The organism is Streptococcus oralis, assembly GCF_001075875.1.
GTDB classification, from domain to species: Bacteria; Bacillota; Bacilli; order Lactobacillales; family Streptococcaceae; genus Streptococcus; species Streptococcus oralis_I.
Window position 1 is genome coordinate 21,282 of sequence record NZ_JUOS01000010.1, and the last position, 18,016, is coordinate 39,297.

Consider the following 18,016-nt stretch of genomic DNA (forward strand, 5'->3'; position numbering starts at 1 on the left):
TTTAACGATAAATCGTTTTCATAGTTATTTGACTCAAAGATTCCTGCAAACTAACATCTTTTGCAACAAAATAACCCGGCAAAAGAACATTTTTTTGTTCATTTTCGTAGCGAATAATGACTGGAATTTGTCCCTTGTATTGTTCTAAAATATGATAAATTTCAGAATCATGTTCATGATCAGCAGCCTGAATCCAAAATCGTTCACTCACTGCTTCTTTTAGATTATTTAATACTAACTGAAGGCGACCGTCTCTTGCCTGCACTTTTCCATTAAGGTAGTAAAATCTTCCTTCATGTAAGAGATTGTTAAATTGGCGGTACTGGTCAGAAAAAACAGTAACTTCCAAATTTGATTTGCTATCACTAACTTTCAAAAAGGCCATATTTTCACCTTTTTTAGTTCTGATTACTCGGATAGACTGTATCTCAACGAGTACTGTAGCTGTCTGTCCTTCAGATAGTTCAGACAAACTCACAATTGGATAGAGGGGATTCTTTGCTAAAACCAGTAAGGGATGCGGACTGATACCAACTCCAAGCCACTCCTGTTCCTTACGAAACTTCTCGACTTGCGTAAAATCCTCACTCTCAAGCCAATTGTAGCTATTATCTGCAAATAAACTACCCAATTCTTCCACAAAAATAAACAAAGTAGGTAAATTGGATAAGATTTTTTGGCGATTTTTTTCAAAACTATCGAATAAACCAATCTCGACTAGGGGAGTTAAAAGACTCAACTTCTGATAATTTTTAGGCAAGCGAGTGACAAAATCTTCGACACTACTAAAAGGACGATTCTCTAAAATCCAATAGGCAAAATCTCGAGGCATCCCCTTGATACTCTTAAGTCCCAAGTAAATAGTCTTGTCTGTCAATTTATCCTGATATGGGATTGTATTGATAGAGAGTGGTGTCAGTTCAAAGCCCATTTCAAGCGCATCGAGAATATAATCTCCACTGGCATAGTTAAGCATAACTTGATAAAAGATTTCTGGGTAATGTGTTTTAAAGTAAGCAAGTTGAAAAGCTAAAGCCGCATAAGCATAAGCATGTGATCGGTTGAAACCATAACCAGCAAATTTTTCCATGACAGCAAAAACCTGCTGAGCCTGTTCCTTTCCATGACCTTTTTCGAGTGCACCTTGGATAAAACTCTCCTCCATTCGGTGCATCTTGGCCGCATTCTTTTTCCCCATAGCACGACGTAAAATGTCGGCCTTCCCAAGGCTGAAACCAGCGTAACGCTGTGCCACTTGCATCACCTGTTCTTGGTAAAGCATAATGCCATAGGTTGGAGCCAGAATATCTTCCAAAACTGGGTCCAGAACTGTTACCTTTTCTTTACCATGTTTTCGAGCCACAAAGTTGTCGATATAGTCACTCGCTCCCGGTCTGTTGAGGGAAGTCGTTGCCACTACTTCTTCAAAGCTTTCTGGTTTCACGCGCTTTAATAAGCGAATAGCACCAGGTTGTTCAAACTGAAAGATCCCCTTGGTCTTCCCAGCTGCAAAGAGGGCTAAAGTTTCCCTATCCTCAAGGTCAATTTCCTCAATCCTTAACTGAATTCCTTGAGTTTCAAATAAGAGCTCCTGCATTTTTTGAGCAAAAGTTAGGTTTCGTAAGCCCAAGAAATCCATCTTGAGCAAGCCATTTCCTTCAACTCCATGAGCATCATACTGGGTAATGAGCATATCCTCACCATACTTAAGAGGGATATAATCCGTTAGATTTTTATCACTAATCACGACACCAGCAGCGTGGATAGAGGTCTGTCGAGGATAGCCTTCTATCTTTTTGGCAATTTCAAAAGCCTTTTGGTACTCAATCTTACTTTGAATCAGTTGTCTAAATCCTAGATTGCCTTCATAGGCGCTTGTCAAGGTATCTTTGAAACCAATTTTCTTGGTTATGGATGTCAACTCGTACTCGGGAACACCATACCGTTTAAAAACATCTCGGATAGCCTGTTTGGCACCAAAAGTCGAGTAGGTGACTATCTGAGCAGCGTGAATACTACCATAACGGTCACGAACATAGCGGATAAATTCAGGACGATAGATATCAGGAATATCAATATCGATATCAGGCATGGTATAGCGTTCACGATTTAAAAAGCGCTCAAAGATAAGATTCTTAGCTACAGGATCAATACCAGTAATATTTAAGGCATAGGCCACTAGACTTCCAACTGCAGACCCGCGTCCCATCCCCATGTAATAACCTTGAGACCGACCGAAACGTAAGAGATCCCAGACAACCAAGAAATAGTCATCGAAGCCCATGTCATGAATCACAGATAGTTCTTCTTCCAAACGTTCCTGATAAACCGAATCGAGTAAGCCTTTCTGTTCCAAGCCCTTAATAGCTCTTTCGCGCAACTCTTCAACAGCAGGACGCTCTGGATTGAAACGTGGAAGCTTGAGACTACTATCAATCTCATAAGTAGTTGCTCCAATCAGTTCAGAAAGATTTTCTAAGACTTGCGGAAACTTTTCTTGAAATACTTGCTCTAAGCGATCAGTAGGTAAAAACATGCCTTGTTGAGATTGAACATCTACCTCTCGCAAGGTCACATTTTCCTTAATCGCCTTGAGCATTTGAAGCGTTTCTAAATCCTCAGATTCGAAGGAATTAACACGATAAAGTGGGAGGATGGGTTGAGAAAAATTCGACTGAGGTGTATCTGGATATACTCCGATATAATAGTCATGCCCTAAGTCCAAGGAATCAATTGCAGAATAATAGGGAACAATAACACAAACATCCTCTAGATAAGGAGAAAAATCAGTCCATTCCTTTTTACCTGTCATTTTTAGAGTCGAAATCTTCATGAGATTTCGATAGCCATGATTTGACAAGGCTAAAAATCGGAGGTTGACGATTTCCTCCTTATGATGAACTGTCATCTCAAGACCTAATAAGGGCTGAATCCCCTGTTTTTGGCACTCTTTGATAAAATAATAAGCCCCATAGAGATTGTCAATATCCATGATTCCAAGTACTGTGTAGCCGTATGCTTTTCCCTTGTCAACATACTTCTGAATGGAAATCATACTCTCCATGAAACTATAAACCGTTTTTGTATCAAGTTGTGCAATCACTCGCTATCACCTCCCTTTTTCTTCTTATATTATACCATTTTAGAAAATAGAAAAACAATTTCTTTCTTCCCTTGGAAAAAAAGAATCACAGTTGAATTAACCGTGATTCCCATTCATTATTCTACCTATAGGATAGGATTTGTAGCTGTAAAATGACTGATCATGCCACTGAAACCGAAATATTCCTCAATTTTAGTATGTAATTCTAGCATTGCTTCTCGAGCTCGTGATGCCTGCTCTTCATTGATAGCTTCAATGACTAAAATAGCATCTTTGGTTTCTTCTGTTAACATGGTTCTTTGGGGTTCACACCAATTTTAACAGCGACAAACCGCACCGTGTTCATCAAAATAAATCATTTCATCAGCTAAGGCAGGAGCATCACTTTCAGCCCCTAGTGGAAGAAGGATTCATTCCTTCGTGCTCTTCCAAGAAGTCACCAACAATCTTAGCTAAATCTTTTCCCCCACAAGGAACTGCGTAAGAAAGTGAAAAGCTATTATAGATATCTACCAAATGATTTATTAGATTAAATTCTCTTCCTTGACTCACACGTTTTAATAAAGCCTCAATAGAAGAACCGAGCACATTTTTTTGTTTTGAGTTAAGTGAATGCCTGACGCCATTCTTTTTCTTTCATTCTACTACAAATACAAAAAACGAGTAGCCTACAAGCTACTCGATACGAACTATAATGAATTTTCACGAATTACTTCTACCTTGTATCCATCTGGATCTTTGATAAAGTAATAGTTTGGTTGAGTCCCTGGAAGTCCATTAGGCGCTGTCACTTCGTAGCCTTTGACGCTATGTTCTTTGTGAAGAGCCTCAAGATCAGGTGTGCTTAGAGCGATGTGAGCAAAACCGTCACCAACAACATAAGGTCCGTGATCATAGTTGTAAGTCAACTCTAACTCATAATCATCACCTTCAAGTCCAAGATAAACAATAGTGAAAGCATAGTCTGGAAAGTCCTTGCGACGTAATTCCTTAAAACCAAAAGCATCTTGATAAAAAGCGATTGATTTTTCAAGATTTTCAACTCGTAAGCATGTGTGTAGCATTTTTGAAGCCATTTTTTTCTCCTTTGTTTAAAAAAGACTGGAACAAACCTGCACCAGTCTTATGAATAATTATTTACCAAGTTTTGCTTTAGCTGCATCTGCAAGAGCTGCGAAAGCTGCTGCATCGTTAACAGCCAAGTCAGCAAGCATTTTACGGTTAACTTCGATCTCAGCCAATTTCAAACCATGCATCAATTGTGAGTATGAAAGTCCGTTGATACGAGCTGCCGCATTGATACGTGTGATCCACAATTTACGGAAGTCACGTTTCTTTTGACGACGGTCACGGTATGCATAGTAGTAAGAGTTCATTACTTGTTCTTTTGCAGTACGGAACAAGATGTGTTTAGCTCCATAGTAACCTTTTGCTAATTTAAGAATACGTTTACGACGTTTGCGTGATACAACGCCACCTTTAACACGTGCCATTTATATTTCCTCCAAATATTTCCTAGAATTCTTTACTTACAAATACGCGATTATTTCAAGCGAGTAAGCATTGCTTTGATACGTTTGAAATCTCCTGAATGCACCATAGATGCTTTACGAAGATGACGACGTTGTTTTTTAGTTTTTCCGTGGAAACGGTGAGATGTGTAAGCACGGAAACGTTTAAGTCCACCAGAACCTGTACGTTTGAAACGTTTAGCTGATGCGCGGTGTGTTTTTTGTTTTGGCATGATTTTTTCTCCTTTATTTAACTTTCTGACAATTATTTTTTGTCAGTTGCTGGCGCCAATTGCATGAACATTTGGCGTCCATCCATTTTAGCACGTTGTTCAATGATAGCAATATCTTGAGTTGCTTCAGCGAACTCGGCTAAAACTTTTGCACCAATCTCTTTATGGGTGATCATACGCCCCTTAAAGCGAATGGATACCTTCACTTTGTTTCCTTTTTCAAGGAACTTGCGAGCATTGCGAAGTTTAGTTTCGAAATCACCCTTGTCGATAACTGGGCTCAAACGAACTTCTTTCACGGTCACAACGCTTTGTTTTTTGCGTTGCTCTTTTTGTTTCTTCTGGTACTCAAATTTGAACTTACCGTAGTCCATAATTTTCGCAACAGGAGGTTTAGCTTGAGGTTGAATGAGAACCAAGTCCACATTAGCTTCGTCCGCAAGTGCTTGCGCTTCGCTTAGTGGTTTGATACCCAATTGCTCACCTTCAAGACCGATTAAGCGAACTTCGCGTACACGAATTTCATCATTGATGAATAAGTCTTGCTTTGCTATGGTTTTCACCTCTTTTTTTAATTTAGAGAAAAACAAGAGCGGACTTGCTAACGCAAACCCGCACTACATGATTGTATTTCATTTCTGAAATTTGATCCGTAGGGGCCAGACAACGTTAGTCGCAAGGCGAGAAGTTCTCACTTCTGCTTTTCTCAACTTTTATATGATATCAAGTTTTCCCCTACTTGTCAAGATTAAAACTATCTTTTTTTAATTTTTTTAAATATTTGCCTACTGTGAACTTACTGGTTACGAGAATAGTAAATCTCATGTGGCTTCAAACGAGTGTTGAGTAGATCTGATACAGTCACAAAACTATATCCTTGTTCCTGTAGATACTCAATTACTTTTGGTAGTGAATTAACAGATGTTTGATGGATATCATGCATCAAAATGATAGATCCATTGCTTACCTGACGCTGAATTTCTGTCAAAATCGCTGCTTCATTTTTACTCTTCCAATCCAAACTATCCACATCCCACATGATAAAGCTTAAATCAAGGCTATTGCGAATATCATCTGAGATTGCACCGTATGGTGGACGCATCAATTTAGAGCTTTTGCCAAGAACTTTTGTAATAGCATCTTCGGTATCTGTAAGCTGTTTCTTAGCGTCTTCCAATGACAGTTTTGTTAAAACCGGGTGATTCCAACTATGGTTTCCAACTTCATGACCTTCAGACTGCATACGTTTAAGAATCGACTCATTGCCTGCAATATTTTTTCCTTGTACAAAGAAGGTTGCTTTGATCTTGTACTTGGCTAGAATATCTAAAGCTTGTGGAGTTGTATTTCCATCCGGTCCATCATCAAAGGTAAGAGCTACTACTTTTTTATTTTTCTCAGCCTGAGCCTTCTTATAAAGTTCTGCATCCTTTTCAGTTAGATAGGACGATTGGATAACATCAAAGAAGTCTGAAATAGGCAAAGCTATTTCTTCTACATTATTGGTTGCTTTGATTGGATAAAGAACCAATTGACTATCTTTGTAAGCAAACTTCCAAGATGATAAATCGCTAGCTGAAAAATCGGCTATTACTTGATCTACAAGTGTTTGCTCAATCTTTTTATCTTGGAGCGTTGACTTGATATCCTCAAGAAACTTCTCTTTAGCTTTGCTAGCATCTGTAAAGAGCTGATCTAAAGTAAACAGGGTCCCATCTTCCTTAAGATAAAGCTGATCTAATGAGATATTTTCTAATTCCACAACAGTAGAATCACTCAGGTCATAGGCCTGTTTTTTTACAAGATGGCTCTCCACACCTTTGATGGAAGAAGAATCTTTTTCAGGGTAGTAAAAAATCAAATGTTCTTTATCTTCTACCTTATCCGTAATATCTTTTACAATGATATCCTGAACAGAGGTAATCACCTTGTCCCCCGTCATAGGATAGTAGGTGATGATTTCTGCCTGCCCCTTACGAAAATGATCTTTCTGACTTCCTTGTGAATAGGAATCATCTTTTTCTTTTTTCAGTGCTTCAATTTTTTGTTCAAAAGCTTGCTTGGTCAAGACTTTATAAGCAATACCAGCACCTAATGTTAAGATTGTGAAGAATAGAAGCCCCACAATAATCCACAAATTTCTTCTCTTCTTGTCGTTTTCTTTTCGGTTTGTTCTTTTTTTTGTCATAGTTTTATCATATCAAATCAGGCCTATAATTTCAATGATAAATAGGAAAATGTCCATTTTTTCAAAAAAGATAGGTAAAAGAAAGAGGTTGGGACAATATCCCTACCTCATTTTTTATTAGCAATCAAACTTTGACGCGGTAGCTGATTGGACTTTTTGTTGATCTTTTAGACTCCAAAAACTCCTAATCATCTTCGCGGGGCTGGGCCTACGAAATCAAGACTTTGTCTATCGATTTCTGTCCCACCGCCTTCACTTGATTAAAATCGAATGATTTCTCTTGTTTTTTCATATGAAGAAACAAAGCGATTTGTTACCCCTGGTTCAGCAACTTCCAAAGCTTGGGAAATCTTTTCGAAAGATGCTTGATAATCAAAGGCATTTTCAAAGATTTCTAAAGATTCATGGAAGGCTTGTTGAATCCCTTCATCAAATGATCTGTAGCGGTTAGAATATTGAAGCAATTGCTCTGTCAAGGTTGCATATTGCACAATGCTGTAAGTTTCTGTTTCCAAAACTTCCATATCATGTGATGCGATTTCTAGGATACGATTAACAGACTCAATGTTGACTTGTGACTGTTCCAACTCTGCCATCAAATCCTCAGTACTATGGCTAGCAGCAAAGAACAATTTCAAGAAGTTCTGTGGGATTCCTGGAAGATTTCTCTTCTCCATGTAGCGCTTAATCGTGTGGAGGCGGTTGACGTAAACATTTGCCTTTTGACGAGCATTAACATCATCTTTTTCAATCTGTACTAAACGTTCGCTCACTGAAACTTGATCATCTTCAATTTCTTTTAATGTAGCTTGAACATTTTCTAAACGTTCTTCCAAAACAGAGTAAGCTTCTGAATATTCCTCTTGTTCTGAAGTCAAATCGCTAACTGTAAGTTCTAGGGAATCCAAATCCACTTGAAGACGACGAACATGATTTACATCACTCTCAGCCATCAAGTATGTCTTGCTCAAACGCTCGATATCTTTCACCAAGACTTGATTATTGTCTTTTAAGTGGTCAAGGTAGGTTGGAAGTGTTGACAACAAGTTTTCAACAACTTTTTGAGAAGCAATCTCTCGTGTGAAAATATTATAGAGAGCATTGATTTCTTCTTGAATCTGATTATTTTCATATTCAGCATTGTCCAATTCCAATTTTTTAATATTTTCTTGGTTATTTTTCAAGGCTTCATACAACAACTGCAAACGTGATTCAATGTCAGTTTCTACAAAGTGATAGTTGGCATCAAGCAACTTACGATAGCCAGCCTCTAGATCTTCAAGTTGATCAGGGAGTTCAGTAGTTAGTTTAGTAACAATTGCCGGAATTCTCTCTACGATATGTGTCAAAGCGAGAATATGGTTTTCCGCATTATCCAAAATTCCTGCTGCTTCAACTGGATCTCCTGAAGAGTTTAGAGTCACAAATTGAGAAAATTCTGATTGGATGTTCTCAATTTGTTTTTCAATTTCAAGGAGTGCTTGACCATATTTCTCAGAATCTTCCACGACCGATTTCTGTAGGCTTTCAAATAAATCTAAAGCATGCAAGACACGACCACTATTTTTGGATTCTTGTTTTTCTAGATCTGCCAAAGCATTTCGAATGGAAGCAATATCTTCTTCGATAAGGGTAATCTGGCTTTCGATTTGATCAATTTTGTGTTGAGCTTTCAAGAAGCGGAATGAATTATTGTACCCTTCTGCTTCAAACAGATTATTCTCAATATCTGCAAATGAGTTGAGTGATAGGTCTACCCATTTTTGATTCCACTCTCTAAATGCAATCTGACTTTGACCAATCAGATGCATATTCTTAACAGCTTCTACTTCATCGTTAACTGGAAGGTTATACAACTCTTCCTTTCTTTCTTCTAATACTGCGAGCCTCTTTTCATTGCGTTTGCGTAACAAAACTGCCACAACATATGCAATAATCAGAAGAGCCGCGATTGCAATCATAGTAATAATCAACAGATTATCAGACATATCAAACTCCTTTTTATACTTGAAACAATTGTAATGATTATATCATATTTTTCAAACCATGGGAACTATTTCCAAATTTTTTTAGACGTCAAGTGTACTGTAAACAGCATTTTCTTCGATAAATTCTCGACGTGGTTCTACACGGTCACCCATGAGCATATCAAAGATTTTATCTGCTTCTGCAGCATCATCAACTGATACACGTGCCATGAGACGGTGTTCAGGATTCATAGTTGTTTCCCAAAGCTGATGATCATCCATTTCTCCGAGACCTTTATATCGCTGAATAGTTGGTTTGGAACGACCTTCACTATAGCGAGCTAAGGCTTCCTGGAGACGGATTTCTTGATCTGCCCCAGGTTGGATGTATTCTTTAATTTCACTACCGACCTTAACACCGTAAATTGGTGGTTGAGCGATATAAACATAACCTGCTTCTAAAACGGGTTTCATATAACGATAAATCAAGGTTAACAAGAGGGTACGGATATGGGCTCCATCGACATCGGCATCCGTCATGATAACGAGTTTTTGATAACGTGCCTTGCTGACATCAAATTCCGCACCAAAGCCAGTTCCCATAGCTGTGAAGAGACTGCGAATTTCTTCATTGGCAAGGATCTTATCCATGCTAGCTTTTTCTACGTTAAGGATTTTACCACGGATTGGTAAGATAGCTTGAAACTCACGGTCACGACCAGACTTTGCAGAACCTCCCGCTGAGTCTCCTTCGACGATGAAAAGCTCAGTTTCAGCTGGATTGTTTGATGAACAATCTGCCAATTTACCTGGAAGGTTTGAAATTTCTAAGCCTGACTTCTTACGGGTAACTTCACGCGCACGTTTAGCTGCCACGCGCGCTTTCGCAGCCAAAATCCCTTTTTCTACGATACGCTTAGCAATCTGTGGATTTTCCATCAGGAAGTCTGAAAAAGCTTCACTAAAGAGACGATTCGTAATCTTCACAACTTCACTATTTCCAAGTTTAGTCTTGGTTTGCCCTTCAAACTGAGGATTTGGGTGCTTGACAGAGATAACTGCTGTCAAGCCTTCACGGACATCCTCACCTGTTAGATTATCTTCATTGTCTTTTAGGAGTTTGTTCTTGCGAGCATAGTCGTTAATGACACGAGTCAAGGCTGTACGGAAACCTTGTTCATGGGTTCCACCTTCATGGGTATGAATATTGTTAGCGAAACTCATGACATTTTCATGGTAACCCGTTGTATACTGCATAGCGACTTCGACTGTGATGTCATCCATTTCACCATCTGTGTAGATTGGGGTTTCAAAAATAACATCCTTGTTTTCATTGATGTACTCAACGTAGCTCGCAATCCCACCTTCGTAGTGATAATGCTTGGTTTGTTCAAGTCCTTCACGCTTATCTGTGATAGAGATTTGAAGGCCACGGTTCAAGAAGGCTAGCTCTTGAATCCGTTTGTTTAATTTATCGAAATCAAAGGTTGTTGTTTCTGTAAAAATCTCTGGATCTGGTGTGAAGTGTACTGTTGTACCTGTTTTATCAGTATCTCCAATCACCTCAAGGTCAGCAACAACATGTCCTCGACGGTATTCTTGGTAATGAATCTTACCGTTTTTATGAACGCGAACATCTAATTGAGTTGAGAGGGCATTTACAACGGATGAACCTACACCGTGGAGTCCACCTGAAACCTTGTATCCGCCACCGCCAAATTTTCCTCCAGCGTGTAGAACGGTAAAGACGGTTTCAACGGCAGGACGGCCTGTCTTTTCTTGGATATCAACAGGAATACCACGTCCATCATCGACAACCGTGATAGAGTCATCTGGCTCAATAAAGACCTGAATATGACTAGCAAATCCCGCCAAGGCCTCATCGATAGAATTATCAACGATTTCCCAGACTAGGTGGTGAAGACCTTCTTTTGAAGTCGATCCGATATACATTCCAGGACGCATACGTACGGCTTCCAGACCTTCCAAAACTTGAATCTGACTGGCATCATAATCCTGTGCCTGTTGGTTTTTGATTTCTTCTGTCATTTTTTTCCTTTTTCTTACATGTCTAATACTTGTCTCAATGTCACGATATTTTCAAAGAGATGCGTCGCTAAGCCAGCTGCTTGTCCAGCTTCAATATCTATAGGTCGATCACCAATAACAATGCCTGAGCTTATCTTGTACTTATCTCGCAAATAGATCATAGACTCTGGATTTGGTTTTCTCTTAAAGCCAGAGCTAGCTGTTACTACTTCTGTAAAATAGGCAGCAATTCCAGTCTTTTCAAGGATTTCCAAAACTTGGTCATTGCGATGCGAAACTAAAAAGTTCCGTCCTCCCTGGTCTGAGATTTCCTCCAATAAAGCAGGTACTCCCTCAAACAAGGCAGGATGTTCAAGCTCTCGCGCTTCATTTTCCTTATATTTTTCTAAAAAATGCTCTATTGTTGGGGCAAATTGGTCAATCGCAAAAGCAGTTGACACTTTCAAGGCATTGTAAACTTTATCATGTTCTTCTTTGATTCCAAATTGAGCTAATGTTTCCACAAAAGCAGCGGTCGAAGTCTCATAATTATCAAGTAAAGTCCCACCTAAATCCCAGATATAATCGTGATATTTCATACCCTTCATTATAGCATTTTTTTATCAAAAAAGCGACGATTTCCTTCTATTTTAACAGTAAAAAACGAGAAGAATCCCCTAATTGATAGATTCCTCTCGTTTTAGTTAATCTAATCCAAACACATCACGATAGAGCATGGCTTCTCTCAAAGCATTTGCATCTCCACCAAGTTGTTCTACTAAGTTATAAGCAAAGGCAAGGGCAGTTGCTGGACCGCGACTGGTAGTCAACTGACCATCGACAACTACTGTTTCCTTGCGATAGTGACCATCAGCAATTTGCTCTTGGACACCATCATAGCAGGTGAACTCTTTGTCCTTGAGGAGACCGGCTCGATTCAGTACAATTGGTGCTGCACAAATGGCTGCTACTTTTTTACCAACTTGCTCAAATTTTTGAAGTTTAGCAATCAATTGCTCATTATCACGCAAGTGAGCTGAACCGGGCATACCTCCTGGTAAGACAATCATGTCGTACTCAGATAAATCACCATCAAACACTCGATCTGCTTGTACTTGGATGGCATGTGATCCCGTCACTCGGGCTTCAAAGCCAACCATATGACAAGTAATATTGGCACGACGTAATACGTCCACAACTGTTAGGGCTTCGATTTCTTCAAAACCATCTGCTAAGATAACTGCTACTTTAGCCATGATTTACTCCTTATTTAACTTTTTTCAATACAACTTTCTTCCGTTTAAATCTTGTCTTACCGCTCTTTTCTTCGGCTAGATGCGTTTGATAACTCATCGATAGAAGCAATCCAACACCAATCAGATTACTGATAATGGCTGATCCCCCTTGGGAAATGAATGGCAGAGGAATCCCTGTCAAAGGAAGGAGGCCTGTCACTGCACCGATATTTTCAAAGATATGGAACAAGAGCATCATAATAAAGCCAGTTGAAATGTAGGTATAAAATTGGTTATTGGACTTGAGAGTGATTTTTAACATTCGATAGATAAGTAGGAGATAAAGTGCAATTACAAGGACAGAGCCGATAAAACCAAAATCTTCTGCAATAACTGTAAAAATCATATCACTCTCACGAACGGGAATAAGGAGATTGGATACATTAAATCCTTGACCAAATAAGCCTCCACTTCCGATGGCGATTTGCCCTTGGGCCTGTTGATAGGTGGTCGTTTGTGCATAATCAAAGGGATTGAGCCAAGCAAGGATACGGTTGATCTGATAGGTTGGCATCCCGATCTGATGCATAAAGGCACGCCCATCTTTTGTGATAAAAATTGCCAAAAAACCTGCAATTCCTGATACAACTGTCGCAAAAATTGGAATGATAATTTTCCATGATACCCCAGAAAGCAAGACGAGTCCAGCAAAGATGGCGACAAAGACCAAAGCCGTTCCTAAGTCACTCTGCAAGGCCAGTAAAACTAAGACTGGTAGTGTGAAGACAATCAACCACAATATCAAGTGAAAGTCTAATGCAATCGTTCGTTCTTTTTCCTTATATTTTTGTGTGAATTGGACAACGACCCGAGCCAAGATCAAAATATAGGAAATTTTCATGAATTCGGAAGGTTGGAAAAGTGTCACTCCTCCAATTGACACCCAGTTTTTAGCCCCTGTTGCTGCCACTAAATTAGGATTGTAAAAAATCAAGGGTAAAACCATAAGGACTAGACCTAGGGCGTAGAGATAGGGAGTCGCCTGCCATAAAAATTTTGTATTGAAGAACATGACTACAAAGCTTATGATAATTCCCAAGACGATCCATGCAAGTTGCTGACCGAGAATAGGCCAAATATTTTGAGGATAGTCATGGCTGACAGCTATGTAAATAGCTACCACTCCAATCACCAGCAAACAGAATACTGGTAAAATCAAACTATAATCGACCCGAGAGTCGAGAGAACGTTTCATAAAGGTCTCCTTCATTCTTTCAGATGTTTATTTTATTTTTTGTGTAAAAATTCTTGAACTTTTGAGAATACTTGCTCTTTGCCAACTTCTCTCACTCGACTAGTCTGTGACAAGGCCTTGCTAATCTGCTTTCCATATCGTTTGCTTGTCATTCGGCTATCCAAGATAAGGACAGATGAGCGCTGTCCAAGACGACGCATGGTTCTACCAATTGCTTGTTTGAGGCGAATAATAGCCATAGGAAGTTGATAGTCGTAGAAAGGATTTTTCCCTTCAAGACGCAGTTCCTGATTCATTTTTTTCGTAAAAGGATCTTCTGGATTTTGAAAGGGCAGGCGTGTCACCACTTCAATCACTCGAGGGTGAGTTGCAAAATCAACTCCCTCCCAAAAACTTCCTGTCCCTAGTAAGAGTTGAGAGTCTCCTCTTTCAAATCGTTTCTTGAGTTGAGCCGGATCTCCGTTCTTATACTGGGCTAAATGAGAAAGAGATAAAGAATCTGATACCTGCAACAAAAGGTCTTTTGAGGTGAATAAAACAAGCATAGGCTCTTCAAGATAAGACAAATCTTCCAGCACTTCTACAAGAGCATGAGCATAGTCTTCTTGAGAGGTTTCAGTCACCAATGGAAAATCCTTAACAACCAAAATTTCTTGATTTTCTTGAAAATTCTCATCCAGTCTGTCAAAGGTTGCATGCGGGAATCCCATTAGTTCTGGTAAAGATACTCTGCTACTAATTTCCAAGGTTGCAGAGACAGCTAAGAGTTGACAACTCTCTGGAAAGATCTCCGAAAAGAGCAGACGTTGATTGCGACTGGAAGAAATGACAACCTTCTTGCTAGACAAGTCTGAGGCTGATAGCCAAAATTCTCCATCAGTGCAGAAAAATCGCTGACAATCCCGGAAACTTTGAACTTCTAACTCTGAGAAATCCTGTTGGAGTTGTGCCATTGTTGTCGCTGGGCACATTCTTCGTTTGCCAGATAGGAACTGGTCCATCAAATGACAAAGCTCAAAGCGAATACTCTCCATCAAGCGTCTCTGAAGCGTCCCTTCTTCTCGAACTAGAGCTTGATCTAGCTGGTCTACTATGTCATTTAAAACGAAACTCTTTTGTAAAAGACTTTCCAAAGTTAGTAAGATCTTCTGGGCCTCATCCAAAATCAAGAGACGGCCCTCTAGTAGACTGGGATCATCCTCAAGTCGGGTAACGAGATAAGCATGATTTGTCACAAGTAGCTGGCAAGAGCGAGCTTTTTTCTGCCCCCGCCTCCAAAAATCCTCTAACCAAAAGAGAGAAGCTTTGGGAAGATTCCCATCATGTACCAAGTTTGGTAAAAATTGCTGGTAGCGATAAAGCTGACCAATCTCATCCAAATCTCCAGTTTCTGTTTCGGTCAACCAAACCAGGAGTTGCATCTTGAAACGAGTGTACAAGCGATTGGACTCTTCTTCCTCTAGTGCTGCATGAAAGGCATCTAGTTTTAGATAATTCTGGGGTCCTTTAAGACTATGAATCGTAAGGTGAAAGACCTCTTCCAATCTACGAGCCTCTTCTTGCATCACTTGATTTTGTAGAACTTTAGTAGGAACACTGAGAAGGATTCCTTTTTCGTTTTCTAGTGATAAGGCTGGAAGGAGATAGCCGTAGGTTTTCCCAATTCCAGTCTGAGCTTGCACAAAAGCAATTTTCTCATTCTGTAGAAAATCTTGAACCTTTTGAGCAAAGCTAGCTTGCGAGGCTCTATCTTCCAAATCCAACAAGGCAATATTGGTTTGGAAATCTTTAGATAGTTTACGTGGAGAAAGGGCTGGCTTTTCTTTTCTTAAAAATAAACCTTGCACTTCTACCAAATCATGCTCAACGAGGAGAGACTGTTTTTGATAAACTTCCTCGATGACTAGGTAAGATTCATAGAGTAAGCTGTCTGATAAACTCAATAAGCGCTCCAACAAGCCTTTAGGTAGTTGAAACATTTTTTGTCGCATACAAAGAAAGAGCTCTGCTGTTGCTTGGGCATCTGATAGGGCAGTATGGGCTTTTTCTAGTGAAATTCCCAACTCTTGACAGAGAATCCCCAGATTGTATTTTTCAAGCTGAGGATAAAATACCTGGGCCAACTCGACTGTATCGATACGAGGAGTGCGCAATTCATAGCCCTCAAAAAAGAGAAATTCTGCCAACAAATTGGCATCGAACTGGACATTGTGCGCAACAAAAACACCGTCCTTGACCAAGTCAAAAATTTTTCCAGCCACCTGAGAAAATTCCGGTGCCTCTGCTAGTCGCTGATCGGTCAAGCCCGTTAATTCTTTGATATGAGAATCCAAGGGTTCGTGGGGATTGACATCCGTTGCAAATTGTTCAACAATCTCGCCATTTTCAATGACCACGATTCCCACTTGGATAATTTTTGCCTTGCTTCCGGTACTGGTCGCCTCTAAATCCACGACCACGTACCGATCATTTCTAAAAGTCATCATTAAAAATTATATCAAAATTTACACAATTTGACATCCATGAACTTTATTGGAAGGGTCAAGTTTCTTGCAAGTTTTTCTAAAAAATGATTGAATAGAAGTTTAGAAAAGGAGGGAAATCATGAACCCATTAGATTTGTTTAATCAAGTAAAAGAGCTAATCGAGAAAAAAGATTTGACTGCTGCAAAAACCTTTGTCGAAGAAAATAAGGATCAACTCGGTGAATACCTTAATCAAGCTCAAAGCTTGATTTCAGGTTCAGAAGAAATCGGTAATCTTGTTGATAAGGTCAAAGGACTCTTCTAATCCTTAAAAGGCACCTGAAAACCTCAGGTGTCTTTTTGTATTTTCTTCATGAATGCTGGGATATGTTGACTAATCGTAGTTGGCATGACGACATAATTGTCCTCAGCTAGTTCCTGAGCAATTGCTGAATGTAAATAGGTCGCTACCGTCACTCTTTCATAGAGACTTGCTTGGGGAAATTGGCCTGCAAAGCCAGCGATCATCCCAGCCAGAGTATCCCCCATGCCGCCAGTTGCCTGATAGGGACCGCCAACACCCAGCTGATAAAAATCAGCATGCCCGGCTTGCCAGATTCGAGTAGCTGGACCTTTTTGGACTAAAATCGTTTCTGAAGGAAAGCCCTTCAAAGCATCTCCTGTTTCCTTGCTTCCTTGGGAATCCAAATCTAAGCCTGACAAGACTTGCCATTCCCTCTGGTGAGGAGTTAAAACTAGATGGGCTTTGGGAAATTTCATTCCCGTCTTCGCAAAAATGGATAAGGCACCACCATCCAGTATGAGAGTCTGGTCTTGATTTAAATGAAAAAAAACTGTTTGGAGAAGCTGTTCTCCACGCTCATCATCCACTAATCCAGGTCCAACCAAGACAACACTTGCTTTCTTCAACTGTTGCTCCAGTAATTGCTTATCATCAAGGTCAAAAGCCATAGCCTCTGGCAGATGGCTATGCAGAGCTGGAATATTCTCCTTATCCGTTGCTACTGTCACCAATCCTGCGCCACTTTTAACAGCCCCTAAGGCAGCCATAACAATCGCTCCCCCATAGGGATAAGTCCCTCCAATCAAGAGAAGACGCCCGTAGTCTCCCTTATGACTAGAACGAGAACGCTCGATGATCACTTTTTTCAGTAGAGCTTGATCAATCTCTTTCATAAGCTACTCCTTCAATTTATCCTTACCATGTAGTACTTGATTAACCTTGGTATTCCAAGCCTGTAACCCTTCTCCCTCATAGTCTAGGTAAATCACTCTATCTTGTAATTGACAAGGAATCAAACCTTCAAAACAAGCCTTATCTTTTGAAGGAATAACACACAAATGAAGAAAGGTATCCAAATCTAAACTATCTCTTACCTTCGCAACATGATAGCCATCAAAGATATAACCTGGCGCTTGAATTAATTCTTCATACAGAAAATGAAAACTAACGCCAGGAATGAACTTTTCTTGCAATTCCTCCTCAGACGGTGCCCGTTCTAACAAACGCTCCATTGCGAGTCGGTAACCCGAAGACGTATTAGACCATCCGAACATAATATAGTCAAAATAGTCTGCTAGATCAGAAGCTGCATTACGACTATCTGTAACTAGCTCAGCCCCACTTTTACCAAATACTTTAACCGCTGACATGAGTTTTCCAGTCTGAAAAATAGCCTGAGCCACTTCAACTGTACAAGTATGACTACAATAATCTGAAGTAACCAACTTCCTCTGGATATCATAGGTAGAAGCTACAAGGCGATGACTTGGCCTGTATGGAGGAAAATAGCTGTGCTCTTGCAAGTAATCATGAATTTGTATATTTAATTCAAGATCCTCACATTCCATAATTGTCTGACGATGATGATCCTGTTCGTAAGCAATAAACTTTGCTAGCTTCTCCAATTCCCATTTTTGAATCTGAGGATAGTTTTCAAGAGCAAATTGATACATCCCATCCCACTGAAGACTAAAATCTGCATTACAAACTTTTACAAGCATGGTCCT

At 39.7% G+C, this 18,016-nt stretch carries 15 protein-coding genes, 1 pseudogene and 1 other annotated feature; of the genes and pseudogenes, 1 reads left to right on the forward strand and 15 read right to left on the reverse strand.

The window, feature by feature from the left end:
* Position 1: 1 nt before the first annotated feature.
* The 13 genes and pseudogenes from ADM33_RS00485 to ADM33_RS00540 form a co-directional block, all read right to left on the reverse strand.
* Positions 2-3,103, reverse strand: coding sequence for a DNA polymerase III subunit alpha (locus ADM33_RS00485; protein WP_049502709.1), 3,102 nt, complete (start codon positions 3,101-3,103; stop codon positions 2-4).
* Between the two features lie 125 nt (positions 3,104-3,228).
* Positions 3,229-3,734 (reverse strand): annotated as a pseudogene (locus ADM33_RS11665) (B3/4 domain-containing protein); the annotation flags it as partial.
* Positions 3,735-3,792: 58 nt separating this feature from the next.
* On the reverse strand, positions 3,793-4,179 hold the full coding sequence (locus ADM33_RS00490) for a VOC family protein (RefSeq protein ID WP_049502710.1): 387 nt from the start codon (positions 4,177-4,179) through the stop codon (positions 3,793-3,795).
* 57 nt (positions 4,180-4,236) lie between these two features.
* Entirely contained in the window at positions 4,237-4,596 is a 360-nt protein-coding gene (gene rplT, locus ADM33_RS00495; RefSeq protein WP_000124829.1) for a 50S ribosomal protein L20, read from the reverse strand.
* A gap of 50 nt (positions 4,597-4,646) precedes the next feature.
* Positions 4,647-4,847: a 50S ribosomal protein L35 gene (rpmI, locus tag ADM33_RS00500; protein ID WP_001125942.1), complete on the reverse strand. Its 201-nt coding sequence runs from the start codon at positions 4,845-4,847 to the stop codon at positions 4,647-4,649.
* A 32-nt stretch (positions 4,848-4,879) separates the two neighbouring features.
* Entirely contained in the window at positions 4,880-5,410 is a 531-nt protein-coding gene (gene infC / locus ADM33_RS00505; protein ID WP_000848177.1) for a translation initiation factor IF-3, read from the reverse strand.
* Positions 5,411-5,425: 15 nt separating this feature from the next.
* Positions 5,426-5,556, reverse strand: a sequence feature (ribosomal protein L20 leader region).
* A gap of 87 nt (positions 5,557-5,643) precedes the next feature.
* On the reverse strand, positions 5,644-7,035 hold the full coding sequence (gene pgdA, locus ADM33_RS00510; RefSeq protein ID WP_049502711.1) for a peptidoglycan-N-acetylglucosamine deacetylase PgdA: 1,392 nt from the start codon (positions 7,033-7,035) through the stop codon (positions 5,644-5,646).
* A gap of 260 nt (positions 7,036-7,295) precedes the next feature.
* Positions 7,296-9,023: a septation ring formation regulator EzrA gene (ezrA, locus tag ADM33_RS00515; protein WP_001282633.1), complete on the reverse strand. Its 1,728-nt coding sequence runs from the start codon at positions 9,021-9,023 to the stop codon at positions 7,296-7,298.
* Positions 9,024-9,104: 81 nt separating this feature from the next.
* Positions 9,105-11,051, reverse strand: coding sequence for a DNA topoisomerase (ATP-hydrolyzing) subunit B (gyrB, locus tag ADM33_RS00520; RefSeq protein ID WP_049502712.1), 1,947 nt, complete (start codon positions 11,049-11,051; stop codon positions 9,105-9,107).
* 14 nt (positions 11,052-11,065) lie between these two features.
* A complete protein-coding gene (locus tag ADM33_RS00525; protein WP_049502723.1) occupies positions 11,066-11,629 on the reverse strand; it encodes an HAD family hydrolase in 564 nt (187 codons plus the stop codon).
* A 105-nt stretch (positions 11,630-11,734) separates the two neighbouring features.
* On the reverse strand, positions 11,735-12,286 hold the full coding sequence (locus ADM33_RS00530; RefSeq protein ID WP_049502713.1) for a DJ-1 family glyoxalase III: 552 nt from the start codon (positions 12,284-12,286) through the stop codon (positions 11,735-11,737).
* Between the two features lie 10 nt (positions 12,287-12,296).
* On the reverse strand, positions 12,297-13,520 hold the full coding sequence (locus ADM33_RS00535; RefSeq protein WP_049502714.1) for an FtsW/RodA/SpoVE family cell cycle protein: 1,224 nt from the start codon (positions 13,518-13,520) through the stop codon (positions 12,297-12,299).
* A gap of 32 nt (positions 13,521-13,552) precedes the next feature.
* Positions 13,553-16,006, reverse strand: coding sequence for a bifunctional DnaQ family exonuclease/ATP-dependent helicase (locus tag ADM33_RS00540; RefSeq protein ID WP_049502715.1), 2,454 nt, complete (start codon positions 16,004-16,006; stop codon positions 13,553-13,555).
* A gap of 118 nt (positions 16,007-16,124) precedes the next feature.
* Between ADM33_RS00540 and ADM33_RS00545 the strand changes: the two genes are divergently transcribed.
* Positions 16,125-16,310 carry a hypothetical protein gene (locus tag ADM33_RS00545; protein WP_049502716.1) on the forward strand — a complete coding sequence of 62 codons (186 nt, stop codon included), beginning with the start codon at positions 16,125-16,127 and terminating at the stop codon, positions 16,308-16,310.
* Positions 16,311-16,333: 23 nt separating this feature from the next.
* On the opposite strand, the gene ADM33_RS00550 is transcribed toward ADM33_RS00545, so the two are convergent.
* Positions 16,334-17,182, reverse strand: coding sequence for an NAD(P)H-hydrate dehydratase (locus ADM33_RS00550; RefSeq protein WP_049502717.1), 849 nt, complete (start codon positions 17,180-17,182; stop codon positions 16,334-16,336).
* Between the two features lie 3 nt (positions 17,183-17,185).
* Positions 17,186-18,010 carry a hypothetical protein gene (locus ADM33_RS00555; protein ID WP_049502718.1) on the reverse strand — a complete coding sequence of 275 codons (825 nt, stop codon included), beginning with the start codon at positions 18,008-18,010 and terminating at the stop codon, positions 17,186-17,188.
* Between the last annotated feature and the right edge of the window lie 6 nt (positions 18,011-18,016).

Bases quoted from the DNA above. Each gene is read 5' to 3' on its own strand.
- gyrB (WP_049502712.1), bottom strand. From the start codon at position 11,051: ATGACAGAAGAAATCAAAAACCAACAGGCACAGGATTATGATGCCAGT.
- ADM33_RS00550 (WP_049502717.1), bottom strand. From the start codon at position 17,182: ATGAAAGAGATTGATCAAGCTCTACTGAAAAAAGTGATCATCGAGCGT.
- rplT (WP_000124829.1), bottom strand. From the start codon at position 4,596: ATGGCACGTGTTAAAGGTGGCGTTGTATCACGCAAACGTCGTAAACGT.
- ezrA (WP_001282633.1), bottom strand. From the start codon at position 9,023: ATGTCTGATAATCTGTTGATTATTACTATGATTGCAATCGCGGCTCTT.
- pgdA (WP_049502711.1), bottom strand. From the start codon at position 7,035: ATGACAAAAAAAAGAACAAACCGAAAAGAAAACGACAAGAAGAGAAGA.
- ADM33_RS00555 (WP_049502718.1), bottom strand. From the start codon at position 18,010: ATGCTTGTAAAAGTTTGTAATGCAGATTTTAGTCTTCAGTGGGATGGG.
- ADM33_RS00540 (WP_049502715.1), bottom strand. From the start codon at position 16,006: ATGATGACTTTTAGAAATGATCGGTACGTGGTCGTGGATTTAGAGGCG.
- ADM33_RS00530 (WP_049502713.1), bottom strand. From the start codon at position 12,286: ATGGCTAAAGTAGCAGTTATCTTAGCAGATGGTTTTGAAGAAATCGAA.
- rpmI (WP_001125942.1), bottom strand. From the start codon at position 4,847: ATGCCAAAACAAAAAACACACCGCGCATCAGCTAAACGTTTCAAACGT.
- ADM33_RS00490 (WP_049502710.1), bottom strand. From the start codon at position 4,179: ATGGCTTCAAAAATGCTACACACATGCTTACGAGTTGAAAATCTTGAA.
- ADM33_RS00535 (WP_049502714.1), bottom strand. From the start codon at position 13,520: ATGAAACGTTCTCTCGACTCTCGGGTCGATTATAGTTTGATTTTACCA.
- ADM33_RS00525 (WP_049502723.1), bottom strand. From the start codon at position 11,629: ATGAAATATCACGATTATATCTGGGATTTAGGTGGGACTTTACTTGAT.
- ADM33_RS00545 (WP_049502716.1), top strand. From the start codon at position 16,125: ATGAACCCATTAGATTTGTTTAATCAAGTAAAAGAGCTAATCGAGAAA.